The organism is Pseudomonas sp. XP2 (assembly GCF_053557975.1).
This window is the reverse complement of record NZ_JBNRIK010000025.1, coordinates 24,882-38,497: the sequence shown is the minus strand read 5'-3', so window position 1 is coordinate 38,497 and position 13,616 is coordinate 24,882. Positions and strand designations below refer to the sequence as shown.

Sequence of the window (13,616 nt, the reverse complement as noted above, 5' to 3'; positions counted from 1 at the left end):
CCAGTACAGCCAACATAAAGCTTCAGGCAAGAAAAAGCCGCCTCGAAAGGCGGCTTGTTCAATTCACTCAGGCCTGTGGACGCATGTGCGGGAACAGGATCACGTCGCGGATCGACGGCGAGTTGGTCAACAGCATCACCAGCCGGTCGATACCGATGCCTTCACCGGCGGTCGGCGGCATGCCGTATTCCAGCGCACGCACGAAGTCGGCGTCGTAGTGCATGGCTTCGTCGTCACCGGCGTCCTTCTCGGCCACCTGGGCCAGGAAGCGCTCGGCCTGGTCCTCGGCATCGTTGAGCTCGGAGTAGGCGTTGGCGATTTCGCGGCCACCGATGAACAGCTCGAAGCGGTCGGTGACAGCCGGGTTGTCGTCGTTACGACGGGCCAGCGGCGACACTTCGAACGGGTACTCGGTGATGAAGTGCGGCTGCTCCAGCTTGTGCTCGACCAGCTCTTCGAAAATCATCACCTGCAGCTTGCCCAGGCCTTCGTGGCCCAGCACCTTGGCACCGGCCTTCTTGGCGATGTCGCGGGCGCGGTCAACGTCCTGCAGGTCGGCAGCGGTCAGTTCCGGGTTGTACTTGAGGATCGAGTCGAACACCGACAGGCGCACGAACGGCTCGCCGAAGTGGAACACCTTGTCGCCGTACGGCACGTCGGTAGAGCCCAGTACAAGCTGTGCCAGCTCGCGGAACAGTTCCTCGGTGAGGTCCATGTTGTCGCGGTAATCGGCGTAGGCCTGGTAGAACTCGAGCATGGTGAATTCAGGGTTGTGACGCGTCGAAACACCTTCGTTACGGAAGTTGCGGTTGATCTCGAACACCTTTTCAAAGCCACCGACCACCAGGCGCTTGAGGTACAGCTCCGGCGCGATACGCAGGAACATGGCCATGTCCAGGGCGTTGTGGTGGGTTTCGAACGGCTTGGCCGCCGCGCCGCCCGGGATGGTCTGCAGCATTGGCGTTTCAACTTCGAGGAAGTCACGCTCGATGAGGAACTTGCGAATGTGCGAGATCACCTGCGAACGCACACGGAACGTGTGGCGGGTTTCTTCGTTGACCATCAGGTCGACGTAACGCTGGCGGTAGCGCTGCTCGGTGTCGGTCAGGCCATGGTGCTTGTCGGGCAGCGGGCGCAGCGACTTGGTCAGCAGGCGCACGTTGGTCATTTCGACGTACAGGTCGCCCTTGCCGGAACGGGCCAGGGTGCCTTCGGCGCTGATGATGTCGCCCAGGTCCCAGGTCTTGACTGCGGCCAGGGTTTCTTCTGGCAGGGTCTTGCGGTTGACGTAGACCTGGATACGACCGGTCATGTCCTGGATCACCATGAACGAGCCACGGTTGAGCATGATACGGCCGGCAACCTTGACCGGGATCGCGGCTGCTTCCAGCTCTTCCTTGGTCTTGTCCGCGTACTGTTTCTGCAGGTCGTTGCAGTAGCTGTCGCGACGGAAGTCGTTGGGGAAGGCGTTGCCTTTGGCGCGCTCGGCGGCAAGTTTTTCCTTGCGCAGGGCGATCAGGGCATTTTCTTCCTGTTGCAGGTCTTGCGATTCGGTCTTGAGGTCGCTCATGTCGTCATTCTTTCCATCAGGTATTCGTTGCCCTATTCGGGCAGGGCACGCGATACCGGCGGGTAGCCAGGTATCGCGGCAGTGGAGTGCGGCTTACAGCCCTTGCTTGAGGCTTGCTTCCAGGTACTGGTCCAGGTCACCGTCCAGCACTTTCTGGCAGTCGCTGCGCTCTACGCCTGTGCGCAGGTCTTTGATGCGCGAGTCATCCAGTACGTAGGAACGGATCTGGTGGCCCCAGCCGATGTCCGACTTGCTGTCTTCCAGCGCCTGCGAAGCAGCATTGCGCTTCTGCATTTCCAGCTCGTACAACTTGGCCCGCAGCATTTTCATGGCGGTGTCTTTGTTGGCGTGCTGGGAGCGTTCGTTCTGACAGGCCACCACGGTGTTGGTCGGCACGTGGGTAATACGTACGGCCGAGTCGGTGGTGTTCACGTGCTGACCACCGGCACCGGAGGAACGGTAGGTGTCGATGCGCAGGTCGGACGGGTTGATCTCGATCTCGACCTTGTCGTCGATTTCGGGCGACACGAATACCGCCGAGAACGAGGTGTGGCGACGGGCACCGGAGTCGAACGGGCTCTTGCGCACCAGGCGGTGCACACCGATTTCGGTACGCAGCCAGCCGAAGGCATACTCGCCCTTGATGTGCACGGTGGCGCCCTTGATGCCGGCGACTTCACCTTCGGAAAGCTCGATGATGGTGGCGTCAAAACCACGCTTGTCGGCCCAGCGCAGGTACATGCGCAGCAGGATGTTGGCCCAGTCCTGCGCCTCGGTACCGCCGGAGCCGGCCTGGATATCCAGGTAGGCGTTGTTCATGTCCATTTCGCCGCTGAACATGCGACGGAACTCAAGCTGCGCCAGGGACTCTTCCAGGCCCTGCAGCTCGGTCTCGACGTCGCTGACAGCGCTTTCGTCCTCTTCCTCGACAGCCATGTCGAGCAGGTCCTTGCAGTCGGACAGGCCATTGGACAGCTTGTCCAGGGTCTCGACGACCTGTGCCAGCATGGCACGCTCGCGGCCCAGGGCCTGGGCGTACTCGGGCTTGTTCCAGACGTTGGGGTCTTCCAGCTCGCGGTTGACTTCGATCAGGCGGTCATGCTTGTGATCGTAGTCAAAGATACCCCCGAATGGACTGGGAACGCTCGGTGAGGTCCTTGATGGTGTTCAGGATCGGTTGGATTTCCATGGGCTGGCTACTCGTGCGAATTCGGTGAAAAGCCTGCGAGTATAACCGAGTCCGCTGCACGACGGCAGACCCGCCGGGCGACCGGAGCGCCGTATTTACCCCATGGCAGCGGCGTACCTGCCGTCAGGCAATGCCAACCTGGTTACGCCCGCTGTTCTTGGCCTGGTACAAGCCTTTATCCGCCGCCGAGATCAACAGCCGGCAGTGGCTGCCGACGGCCGGGGTCTGGGTGGCCAGGCCAATGCTCACGGTCAGGCGGGCATCGGCAGCCGGAGCGGTGTGCGGGATGCCCAGGGCCAGCACGGTCTGGCGCAGCTTCTCGGCCACCAGGCGTGCCCCGCCGGGCGACGTATTGGGCAGCACCAGCGCAAACTCCTCGCCACCATAGTGGGCCGGCAGGTCGGTCGGCCGCGAGCACGAGCCACGGATCGCCTCGGCTACCTGACGCAAAGCCTCGTCGCCGGCAAGGTGACCGAAGCTGTCGTTGTAGGCCTTGAAATAATCCACATCGATCATCAGCAACGACAGCTGCTGCTGTTCCCGCATGGCGCGGCGCCATTCCAGCTCCAGGTACTCGTCGAAGTGGCGGCGATTGGACAGCCCGGTCAGGCCATCGGAGTTCATCAGCCGCTGCAGCATGAGGTTGGAATCGAGCAGTTGCTGCTGGCTGACGCGCAAGGCGCGGTAGGCCTCGTCGCGTTGCAACAGCGTGAGGTAGGAGCGTGAGTGGTAGCGAATACGCGCGACCAGTTCGATGGTATCCGGCAGCTTGACCAGATAGTCGTTGGCCCCGGCGGCAAACGCCGCGCTCTTCACCAGCGGGTCTTCCTTGGTCGACAGGACGATGATCGGGATGTCCTGAGTGGCCGGGTTGTTGCGGTATTCGCGCACCAGGGTCAGACCGTCAAGACCAGGCATGATCAGGTCCTGGAGGATTACCGTGGGCTTGATGCGCATGGCCTGTAGCACCGCCTGGTGCGGATCGGCACAGAAGTGGAAGTCGATGTTGTCTTCATTGGCCAGCCCCCGCCGCACCGCCTCGCCGATCATGGCCTGGTCGTCGACCAGCAGCACCATCGCCGAGTTCTCGTTGGTGGTGGGAAAACCCTCGATCGGTAATTCATTCATACCTGTTCACCCGATCACTGCCGGCCTGGCGGCGTGATTCATTACATTTCGTCATTTTGCGAAAAAGTCCATCAAGCGCCCGGCGATGCGTTCAAGCGGGCGAATTTCCACCGCGGCATCAATGGCCGCAGCAGCCTTGGGCATGCCGTACACTGCGCTGCTGGCCTGGTCCTGGGCAATGGTCAGAAAGCCCTGCTGACGCATCAGCTTCAGGCCCTGGGCGCCGTCGCGGCCCATACCGGTGAGCAGCACGCCGACCGCATCGCCATTCCAGTAACGTGCCACGCTTTCGAAGAACACATCGATCGATGGCCGATAGATTTCATTGACAGGCTCGGCAGTGTAGGCCAGTTGGCCATTCTGTAGCAGGCGAATGTGGTGGTTTGTGCCTGCCAGCAACACCTGGCCCGGCTGCGGCGGCTCGCCTTCGCGGGCCAGGCGCACCGGCAGGCCTGCTGCGCTGCTGAGCCATTCGGCCATCCCTGCGGCAAACACCTGGTCCACATGCTGGACCAGCACGATGGCCGCCGGAAACGCTGCCGGCAAACCCTTGAGCAGCACTTCGAGGGCCGCCGGGCCACCCGCAGACGAGCCGATCGCCACCAGCCCGCGACGCTGGGAAGCCTCGCGCACGGGCGCGGCAACCGGCTTTGCGGCAGGGCTGCGCTGCTGGCCGACCAACCAGCCGATATTGAGGATCTTGCGCAGCAGCGGTGCCGCCGCTTCGCGGGCATCGCCAGCGCCCAGCGCCGGGGTATCGACCACGTCGAGGGCACCATGTCCCATGGCCTCGAACACCCTGTGCACATTCTGTTTGCGGTCCACCGTGACGATGACGATGGCGCACGGGGTTTCGGCCATGATCCGCCGGGTGGCCTCCACGCCGTCCATTACCGGCATGATCAGGTCCATCAGGATCAGGTCCGGCAATTGCTCGGCGCAGCGCTGCACCGCCTCGGCGCCGTTGCTGGCCACCCACACCACCTGGTGAGCAGGCTCCAGGGCGACCGCCCGGCGCAGCGCCTCGACGGCCATGGGCATGTCATTGACGATGGCGATCTTCATCCCTGAGCACCTCCGATCAGCTCCACCACAGCATCCAGCAACGCATCGTCGTGGAAACTGGCCTTTGCCAAATAGTAGTCGGCGCCTGCATCCAGGCCACGCCGTCGGTCTTCCTCACGGTCTTTATAGGACACCACCATTACCGGCAGCGACTGCAGGCGCTGGTCGCGGCGAACCAGGGTGACCAGCTCGATGCCGTCCATGCGCGGCATGTCGATGTCGGTGATCAGCAGGTCGAAGTCCTCGCCGCGCAGGGCGTTCCAGCCGTCCATGCCATCTACCGCCACCGCCACATCGTAGCCGCGGTTGCCCAGCAGCTTGCGCTGCAGCTCGCGCACGGTCAGCGAGTCGTCGACCACCAGGATGCGTTTACGGACCACGCCGCGGGCACCGCTGCTGCCGCGCTCGACGCGTTCCAGGCTGCCGGTGCTGAGCAGTTTTTCCACCGAGCGCAGCAAGTCTTCGACATCGACGATCAGTACCACCGAGCCATCATCGAGCAAAGCGCCAGAGGAAATGTCCTGCACCTTGCCCAGCCGTGGGTCGAGTGGCATCACCACCAGCACCCGCTCGCCCACCAGCCGCTCCACGGCCACGCCATACAGTTGCTCGCGCTCGCGGATCACCACCACGCGCAGGCTGGCTTCGTCGCTTTGCCCGGCCGGGCGGTTGAGCAACTGGCTGGCTGCCACCAGGCCGATATGCCGGCCTTCATGCCAGAAATGCTGGCGCCCTTCGATCTGTACGATCTGCTCGGCGGTCACCTCCAGCGTGCGTTCGATATGGGCCAGCGGGAAGGCGTAGGCTTCACCGCCCACCTCGACAACCAGGCTACGTACCACCGACAAGGTCAGCGGTACCTGCAGGTGGAAGCGGCAGCCCTGCCCCGCCACCTGGGTCAGCTCTATTGAGCCGCGCAGCTCGCGGATCATGTGCTGCACCGCATCCAGCCCCACACCGCGCCCGGACACCTCGGTGACCGTGTCGCGCAGGCTGAAACCAGGCAGGAACAGGAACGTCAGCAGTTCCGCCTCGCTCATGCGCGCCACAGTGTCGGCGGGCGACAGGGCACGCTCGACGATGCTGCTGCGCAGGCGCTCCAGGTCGATACCGGCGCCATCGTCGATCAGCTCCAGGCTGAGCATGCCGGCCTGGTGCGAAGCCCGCAGGCGGATCACGCCTTCGTCGGGCTTGCCCGCCAGCAGGCGCCGCTGGGGCAATTCGATGCCGTGGTCGACGGCATTGCGCAACAGGTGCGTCAGCGGTGCTTCGAGCTTTTCCAGCACATCGCGATCGACCTGGGTTTTCTCCCCTTCCACCACTAACCGCACCGGCTTGCCCAGCGAACGGCCCAGGTCGCGGACCATGCGGCTCTGCCCGGTCAGCACGTCGGCAAACGGCCGCATGCGGCAAGCCAGGGCCGTGTCATACAGCAACTGCGCACGCTGGCTGGCCTGCCAGCCGAACTCGTCCAGGTCGGCCGCCTGCTGCTGCAGGATCTGCTGGGTTTCCGCCAGCAGACGCTGGGTTTGCGCCAGGGCTTCGAGCACCTCGCTGCTCTGGCCACTGTCCTCGAGTTGCAGGCGCAAGCCGTCGAGCGCCTGCATGCCTTGGCCGTGCATGCGTTTGAGGCGTTGCAGGGTGGCCAGGTAAGGCTTGAGCCGCTGGGTTTCCACCAGCGACTTGCTGGACAGGTCGAGCAGACTATTGAGGCGGTCGGCGGTGACACGCAGTACCCGCTCGGCACCTTCGCCTGCGCGCTTGCCAGCCTTGCGCTGCAGAATCGGCTCGGGCTCTGCCTCTGACTCCGGCGGTTCGGCTGGCAATACCGGGGGGGCAGACGGCAAGCTTGCCAACGGCGGCTCTGGGACCACGGGTGCAGCCAGCGGCGGTGCAGGCATCGCAGCGCCCGGGTCGAGCAGGCTGGCCATCTGCGCAAGAAACACCGGCAAGGTCGCCTGCGCCGCGGCATCGCCTGGCGTGGCGATACGCATCAGCAGGTCGGTCCCCTGCAACAGTGTGTCAATGTGCTCGGCGGTCAGCCGCAGCCGACCTTCCTGCGCCGCCACCAGGCAATCTTCCATGACGTGGGCAACGCTGACACCAGCATCCACCCCGACGATGCGCGCGGCCCCCTTGAGCGAGTGAGCGGCACGCATGCACGCCTCAAGCTGGTCGGCCTGGGTGGGGTTGCGTTCCAGTGCCATCAAGCCAGCACTCAGCACCTGGGTCTGCGCCTCGGCCTCCAGGCTGAACAGTTCGAGCAACGATGCGTCGCGCATTTGCTCTGGGGTCATGACAGGCTCCGCTGCACGGCAGACAGTAGGTGTTGATCGTCCAGCACCCGCACGCTGCGGCCGCGCCACTGCAGGACAGCAGCGGTGAAGCGTGAGGCGTCCTGGCCGCTGCCCAGCAGCAATGGGTCGAGCCGGTGGATACCGTCGATTTCCTCGACGGCCATCACTACAGGCCCACCTGCGGCAGCCAGAATCAGCATGCGGGGCATGGCCCGACCGCTCCGTTGCTCGGCGGTGCCGGCCTGCACACCCAGCAAATCAGCCAGCGACAGGCATGGGACCAACGCACCGCGCACATTGGCAACCCCCTGCAGCAGCCGCGAGCGCTGGTGCGGCAGCGAATGCACAGCCTGCAGCGGGGCGATTTCGGCCAGGCTGGCAGTGGCCAGCGCCAGCCATTCTTCGCCCAGTCGAAATAGCAGCATGGAGCGGCCGGTGTTTTCTTCGACCTGTTGTACCGCTGCTGCCTGGTGATCCGGCATCAGCGCATAGCGGTCGAGCAAACGCGTAGCCGCAGCGGCATACACCTCGCAATTGCGGCAATGAACATGCCGCTCCAGCAGCGGGCACTGCTTGTCGCCGTGCACGCCAATACGGTTCCAGCAGTCGTCGATGTGCGCGTCATCCTCGGCGAGCAGTTGCAACGCGGATTCAGTGTTCATCGTTCAGGCTCCCGACCAGCCCGCACTGCGCGATCCTGCAGGCGCCGGGCGCCGGCCAGATCGCCCTGGGCCGCCAGCAAGGCGGCCAGGTGCACCAGCGCTTCGGGGTGCTGTGGTTCCAGGTACAGGGCCTTGCGATAGTGGGTCAGCGCCTGCTGCGCATCGCCCTCGGTATCACTGAGCAGCCCCAGCCAGTAGTACACCTGGGCGGACGGCGGATACTGCTTCAGGTAGCGCTGGCATTCTTCACGCGCCTGTTCGCTGGCGCCGGCATTGGCCAGCCGGGCAATGCCGGCCAGCAACTCGCTGGCGGCCTCGGGCTTGTGCTCACGGGCTGGCGCAGGACGGGTCACCGCCGGCAGCACCCGCAGCGGGCGCCGCATCGGCACGCCGGGCGGCGGATAACCTGATGCGGGTGTAGTCGCCAGCGTCCGCCTCGCGGGCTGGGCGGGTGTCGCCGGCAACGGGGTGCTGTTACCTTGCTGGCGCACATAGGCAAACGACTGGGCGATCCCTAGCGGACGCATGCCCAGGCGCGCCAACAAGCTGCCTTCGGCCGGGCCGATGAACAGCACACCCTGTGGATGCAACAGGCGCTTGAGCACTTCGAACACACGCTGTTGGGTAGGCACGTCGAAATAGATCAACAGATTGCGGCAGAACACGAAGTCATACAGCCCATCGCGGCTGGCCAACGCCGGGTCAAGCACATTGCCCACCTGCAGGCTGACCTGCTGACGTACCCGTTCATGCAGGCGGTGGCCTTCGTCCAGCGCATCGAAATAGCGTTCGCGAAAGCCCAGTTCGCTGCCACGGAAAGCATTGCGGCCATACACAGCCTGCCCGGCCTTGGCTACCGAGTTGGGGCTGATGTCCATGCCATCAATGATGAATGCGCCCGGCGCCATGCCGGCGTCGAGCAAGGCCATGGCCAGCGAATAGGGTTCCTCGCCGGTTGAGCAAGGCAGGCTGAGCAATCGCAGTGGCCGCGCGCCCGCCAGTTGGGCCTGGCGTTTGTGGGCCAGGCTGCCCAGTGCCGTGAAGGATTCGGGATATCGGAAAAACCAGGTTTCCGGGACGATCACCGCTTCGATCAGCGCTTGTTGCTCATCCGTCGACTGCTGCAGACGCAGCCAGTAATCTTCCAGGTCCGTCGCGCCCACGGCAACGCAACGCTGGCGCAGTGCGCGTTCGACCATGGGCGCGCCCACCGACTCCACGTCCAGGCCGATACGCTCACGCAGGAAGCGGAAAAAACGCTGCTCGTTCATGTAAGCATCCCTGTCGGGTCTTGCGTGTACAGCAATTGGTGCACGGCGTCGGTCAGCAGGTCATTGACTTCGATGCGCTGCAGCAGGCCCAGAGCATCCTGGCGCACCGGGCCCAGATAAGGCGCTTCGCCCGTGTCCACGCCATAGGGCTGGAACTCGTCGGGTTGGCAACGCAGGGTTTCAGTGGCCTGTTCCAGGATCAGGCCAAGCTGCAGGCTGCCACGGTAGTGCACCAGCACCAGGCGCGTACTGGTGCGTTGCGCCGCAGGTTGGCCAAAACTCAGCGCGGCAAGGTCGATCACCGGGACCAGTTGGCCGCGATGGGCGAGGATGCCCGCGACCCAGGCAGGTGCCTGGGCAATCGGCTTGAGCGGCTGGCGCGGCAGCACCTCGATCACCTCGTGCACGCTCAGGGCAAAGCGCTGCTCCCTGAGCCGAAACTGCAGGTACAACTCACCCTTGACGTTGTGCACGGGTGCGGCGCGCGGTTGCAAGTCGTTCATCGCGGTCAGACTTTGAAACGCGACACGCCGCCACGCAGGCCGGCGGCCACCTGGCTCAGTTCATCGATGGCAAAACTGGCCTGGCGCAGCGACTCGACGGTCTGGGTACTGGCATCGCTGAGCTGGGCCAGCGCCTGGTTGATCTGCTCGGCACCGGTGGCCTGGGCCTGCATGCCTTCGTTGACCATCAGCACGCGCGGCGCCAAGGCCTGTACCTGGTGAATGATCTGGCTGAGCTGCTCGCCCACCTGCTGCACTTCGAACATGCCACGGCGTACTTCTTCGGAGAACTTGTCCATGCCCATGACCCCGGCCGATACCGCCGACTGGATTTCACGCACCATCTGCTCGATGTCGTAGGTGGCCACGGCGGTCTGGTCGGCAAGGCGGCGCACTTCGGTGGCCACCACAGCAAAGCCACGGCCGTACTCGCCGGCCTTTTCCGCTTCGATGGCGGCGTTCAGCGACAGCAGGTTGGTCTGGTCGGCAACCTTGACGATGGTTACCACCATCTGAGTGATGTTGCTGGCCTTCTCGTTGAGGATACCGAGCTTGGCGTTGACCAGGTCGGCGGCGCCCATCACCTGATGCATGGTCTCTTCCATGCGCGCCAGCCCCTGCTGGCCGGAGCCGGCCAGGCTGGAAGCCTGATCAGCGGCGGAGGTGACTTCGGTCATGGTCCGCACCAGATCACGTGAAGTGGCCGCAATTTCCCGCGAGGTGGCGCCGATTTCGGTGGTAGTAGCTGCCGTTTCGGTGGCAGTGGCCTGCTGTTGCTTGGACGTGGCGGCAATTTCGGTAACCGACGTGGTCACCTGCACCGACGAACGCTGTGCCTGTGCCACCAGGTTGGCCAGTGCCTCGGCCATTTCGTTGAACCCGCTTTCGATGGCGCCGAACTCGTCCTTGCGGTCCAGGCTCAGGCGCATGCTCAGGTCACCCGAGCGCAACCTGTCGAGCGCATGGACAATGCGCTGCATGGGAGCGGTGATGGCACGCATCAGCAACAGGCCACAAATGGCGGCCGCGACGATGGCCAGCAGCAGCGAAACCACCATGCTGCCTTTGGCCGTGCTCACGGCGCTGACAATCTCGCTGGTGGCGGAGGCGGCAGACGCCCGATTGAATTCGATCACTTCATTAAGGTGCTTGCGCCCTTCCACCCAGGCCGGCGTCAGCACCTCCATGATCAGCCGTTCAGCTTCGGCGTAGTTGTGCTGGCGATATGCATCCAGCACCTGATTGACGATCCTGAGGTAGTTCTCTTCCAGTTGCACGAAGCTCTCGAAGCGGGTCTGGTCGTCCTTGTCCTGGATGGTAGCCTGGTAGCTGGCCATGTGCTGCTTGAGCCGGTCTTCGAAGCTTTTGAACAGCTCCATGTCGGCTGAAGTGATCTCACGGTGGTTGGACAGCCCCACCAGTTGCTGGCTGGTGACGTAGCTGTCGACCCAGGCGCTGCGGATCATCGAGCTGTAATAGACCCCGGGAATGCTGTCGGTCCCCACCGCCTGTTCGGCAGTTTCGATGGCCACCAACCGCGAGTAGGCGGCCACGATCATCAGCAGCATGATGGCGATGATCACGGCGAAACTTGCCAGGATCCGTTGGCGCAAGGTCCAGTTTTTCACATTCAGCCCTCAGGAATTCACAACGAGCGGGAAAAATCGCCGAAGTATAGCCCAGAGGCCTTACAGATTTGCGGGTGAAGTGAGGGCTAAACAGGCATACCTGCTGATGGACATGTCACTGGGGCTGCTGTGCAGCCCTTCGCGGGCACGCCCGCTCCCACAGGTATCAGCGAAATGTCGAAGGTTGTGATAACCCTGTGGGAGCTGGCTTGCCGGCGATGGGCTGCGACGCAGCCCCCAGTTATTGGCCCGCAGCAAGCCGTACCTGGCTTTCCAGCTCCTGACGCAAGCCTGGGTCCAGGCGCAGTTGGCGGGCCAGTTCGTCGAGGTAGGCACGTTCCATGTAGTTTTCCTGGTCGACCATCATCACGCTGGCCAGGTACATCTCGGCGGCCATTTCCGGCGTTTGCGCGGCGCGGGCCACTTCGGCCGGGTCCAGCGGCTTGTTCAGCTCGGCGTGCAGCCAGTGCTGCAGTTCGCGGTCGCTGTCCAGGCGGGTGAACTCGCCCTCGATCAGCGCCCGTTCGCGCTCGTCGATATGGCCATCGGACTTGGCCGCCGCCACCAGCGCCCGCAGCACCGCCTGGCTGTGCTGCTCGGCCTGTGCAGGCGGCAGGCGGTCGACGGTTTGCGGCTCGGCTGCGGCCCCGCGCTGATTGGCCTGCCAGTTGCCGTAGGCTTTGTAGGCGAGCACTCCCAGCGCGGCCAGGCCACCATAGGTCAGGGCTTTGCCGCCGTATTTTCGGGCTTTCTTGCTGCCCAGCAACAAGCCCAGAGCGCCGCCACCCAACAGGCCGCCACCGGCACCGGACAACAGCCCGCCAAGCCCACCGCCAGCGCTGCCGGACGTGTTGGCGCCCCCCTGTTTTTCGAGCATCTGCTGGCCGGATTTGAGGAGTTGATCAAGCAAGCCCCGAGTGTTCATTCATGTGTCTCCACGCAAGAAGATTCAACCGCCAGAGTAAGGCTTGGCAGAACGCACGCCATCGCGGATTTGCTTCCGGATGTTGCATTGGCTGGCAAAAAGCCAACTAGACTCGATATCGCCAATACCTCGCGCGATCGCACTACGCTTATAACAATTGCTTCACGGCTTGCTTGATGACTGCCCCGAACAAGATCTCCAAAAAGAGGGAACACCATGTCAGTGCACAAGACCGCATTGCTCGGCGCCATGACCGGTGCCGTGCTGGCCAGCGCCAGCCTGCAGGCTGCCGAACCGCCCAAGGCCCTGGGGCCTGGCGAGGGGCGCCTGGATATCGTCGCCTGGCCCGGCTATATCGAGCGCGGTGAAAGCGACAAGGCCTACGACTGGGTGACCGGCTTCGAGAAGGAAACCGGCTGCAAGGTCAGTGTGAAGACCGCCGCCACCTCGGACGAGATGGTCAGCCTGATGACCAAGGGCGGTTATGACCTGGTCACCGCTTCGGGCGATGCCTCGCTGCGGCTGATCGTGGGCAAGCGCGTGCAGCCGATCAACACCGCCCTGATCCCCAACTGGAAGAACATCGACCCGCGCCTGCAGAACGGTGGCTGGTACGTGGTCGACAATCAAGTGTACGGCACGCCATACCAGTGGGGGCCGAACGTGCTGCTTTACAACACCAATACCTTCAAGCAGGCCCCCACCAGCTGGGGTGTGGTGTTCGAGCCGCAGAACCTGCCCGACGGCAAGCCCAACAAGGGCCGCGTGCAGGCCTACGACGGGCCGATCTATATCGCCGACGCGGCGCTGTACCTGAAGTCCACCAAGCCCGAACTGGGCATCAAGGACCCCTACGAGCTGAACGAGGGGCAATACAAGGCCGTGCTGGAACTGCTGCGCCAGCAGCAACCGCTGATCCATCGTTACTGGCATGACGCCACGGTGCAGATGAGTGATGTGAAGAACGAAGGCGTTGTCGCCTCCAGCTCCTGGGGTTACATGGTCAATGGCCTGAAGGGCGAAAACCAGCCGGTGGCCTCGACCATTCCCAAGGAAGGCGCGACCGGCTGGGCCGACACCACCATGCTGCACAGCGAAGCCAAGCACCCCAACTGCGCCTACAAGTGGATGGATTGGTCATTGCAGCCGAAGGTGCAAGGTGATGTGGCGGCCTGGTTCGGCTCGTTGCCGGCGGTGCCGGCGGCATGCACCGGCAGCGAACTGTTGGGGGCCGAAGGTTGCAAGACCAACGGTTTCGACAATTTCGACAAGATTGCCTTCTGGAAGACCCCGCAGGCCCAGGGGGGCAAGTTCGTGCCGTATAGCCGCTGGACCCAGGATTACATTGCGATCATGGGTGGGCGCTGAGGTTGCCTGA

At 63.7% G+C, this 13,616-nt stretch carries 11 protein-coding genes; 1 reads left to right on the top strand and 10 read right to left on the bottom strand.

Features of this window, described 5'->3' with window-relative positions; genetic code table 11:
• Positions 1 to 67: 67 nt before the first annotated feature.
• The 10 genes from lysS to ACK1VC_RS22505 all read right to left on the bottom strand — a co-directional run bounded on the left by lysS (position 68) and on the right by ACK1VC_RS22505 (position 12,238).
• Positions 68 to 1,570, bottom strand: a complete 1,503-nt coding sequence (lysS, locus tag ACK1VC_RS22550) for a lysine--tRNA ligase (RefSeq protein WP_012270790.1) — start codon at positions 1,568 to 1,570, stop codon at positions 68 to 70.
• Positions 1,571 to 1,663: 93 nt separating this feature from the next.
• A protein-coding gene (prfB, locus tag ACK1VC_RS22545) for a peptide chain release factor 2 (protein ID WP_096425666.1) occupies positions 1,664 to 2,759 on the bottom strand; the annotation gives its coding sequence in 2 pieces (ribosomal slippage) (positions 1,664 to 2,686 and positions 2,688 to 2,759; 1,095 coding nt in all).
• A 123-nt stretch (positions 2,760 to 2,882) separates the two neighbouring features.
• Positions 2,883 to 3,887 (bottom strand): Wsp signal transduction system regulator diguanylate cyclase WspR, encoded by a 1,005-nt coding sequence (wspR, locus tag ACK1VC_RS22540; protein ID WP_449118050.1) that lies wholly within the window; start codon positions 3,885 to 3,887, stop codon positions 2,883 to 2,885.
• 51 nt (positions 3,888 to 3,938) lie between these two features.
• Positions 3,939 to 4,952: a Wsp signal transduction system protein-glutamate methylesterase WspF gene (gene wspF / locus ACK1VC_RS22535; protein WP_016485168.1), complete on the bottom strand. Its 1,014-nt coding sequence runs from the start codon at positions 4,950 to 4,952 to the stop codon at positions 3,939 to 3,941.
• Positions 4,949 to 7,249: a hybrid sensor histidine kinase/response regulator gene (locus tag ACK1VC_RS22530; protein WP_016485167.1), complete on the bottom strand. Its 2,301-nt coding sequence runs from the start codon at positions 7,247 to 7,249 to the stop codon at positions 4,949 to 4,951. Before ACK1VC_RS22530 ends, wspF begins: the two co-directional genes overlap by 4 nt.
• Entirely contained in the window at positions 7,246 to 7,911 is a 666-nt protein-coding gene (locus ACK1VC_RS22525; protein WP_016485166.1) for a chemotaxis protein CheW, read from the bottom strand. The genes ACK1VC_RS22530 and ACK1VC_RS22525 overlap by 4 nt, the downstream gene beginning before the upstream one ends.
• Positions 7,908 to 9,182: a CheR family methyltransferase gene (locus ACK1VC_RS22520; protein WP_016485165.1), complete on the bottom strand. Its 1,275-nt coding sequence runs from the start codon at positions 9,180 to 9,182 to the stop codon at positions 7,908 to 7,910. Before ACK1VC_RS22520 ends, ACK1VC_RS22525 begins: the two co-directional genes overlap by 4 nt.
• Positions 9,179 to 9,685 carry a chemotaxis protein CheW gene (locus ACK1VC_RS22515; protein WP_016485164.1) on the bottom strand — a complete coding sequence of 169 codons (507 nt, stop codon included), beginning with the start codon at positions 9,683 to 9,685 and terminating at the stop codon, positions 9,179 to 9,181. The genes ACK1VC_RS22520 and ACK1VC_RS22515 overlap by 4 nt, the downstream gene beginning before the upstream one ends.
• A 5-nt stretch (positions 9,686 to 9,690) precedes the next feature.
• Complete coding sequence (locus ACK1VC_RS22510) at positions 9,691 to 11,313, bottom strand: methyl-accepting chemotaxis protein (protein ID WP_016485163.1); 1,623 nt, start codon at positions 11,311 to 11,313, stop codon at positions 9,691 to 9,693.
• A gap of 241 nt (positions 11,314 to 11,554) precedes the next feature.
• The gene (locus tag ACK1VC_RS22505; RefSeq protein WP_016485162.1) at positions 11,555 to 12,238 is read right to left on the bottom strand and encodes a tellurite resistance TerB family protein; all 684 of its coding nucleotides are present in this window, start codon (positions 12,236 to 12,238) and stop codon (positions 11,555 to 11,557) included.
• A 216-nt stretch (positions 12,239 to 12,454) separates the two neighbouring features.
• Between ACK1VC_RS22505 and ydcS the strand changes: the two genes are divergently transcribed.
• Positions 12,455 to 13,606, top strand: a complete 1,152-nt coding sequence (ydcS, locus tag ACK1VC_RS22500; RefSeq protein WP_016485161.1) for a putative ABC transporter substrate-binding protein YdcS — start codon at positions 12,455 to 12,457, stop codon at positions 13,604 to 13,606.
• Positions 13,607 to 13,616: the final 10 nt, after the last annotated feature.

Bases quoted from the DNA above. Each gene is read 5' to 3' on its own strand.
- ACK1VC_RS22525 (WP_016485166.1), bottom strand. From the start codon at position 7,911: ATGAACACTGAATCCGCGTTGCAACTGCTCGCCGAGGATGACGCGCAC.
- wspF (WP_016485168.1), bottom strand. From the start codon at position 4,952: ATGAAGATCGCCATCGTCAATGACATGCCCATGGCCGTCGAGGCGCTG.
- wspR (WP_449118050.1), bottom strand. From the start codon at position 3,887: ATGAATGAATTACCGATCGAGGGTTTTCCCACCACCAACGAGAACTCG.
- lysS (WP_012270790.1), bottom strand. From the start codon at position 1,570: ATGAGCGACCTCAAGACCGAATCGCAAGACCTGCAACAGGAAGAAAAT.
- ACK1VC_RS22515 (WP_016485164.1), bottom strand. From the start codon at position 9,685: ATGAACGACTTGCAACCGCGCGCCGCACCCGTGCACAACGTCAAGGGT.
- ACK1VC_RS22530 (WP_016485167.1), bottom strand. From the start codon at position 7,249: ATGACCCCAGAGCAAATGCGCGACGCATCGTTGCTCGAACTGTTCAGC.
- ydcS (WP_016485161.1), top strand. From the start codon at position 12,455: ATGTCAGTGCACAAGACCGCATTGCTCGGCGCCATGACCGGTGCCGTG.
- ACK1VC_RS22520 (WP_016485165.1), bottom strand. From the start codon at position 9,182: ATGAACGAGCAGCGTTTTTTCCGCTTCCTGCGTGAGCGTATCGGCCTG.
- ACK1VC_RS22505 (WP_016485162.1), bottom strand. From the start codon at position 12,238: ATGAACACTCGGGGCTTGCTTGATCAACTCCTCAAATCCGGCCAGCAG.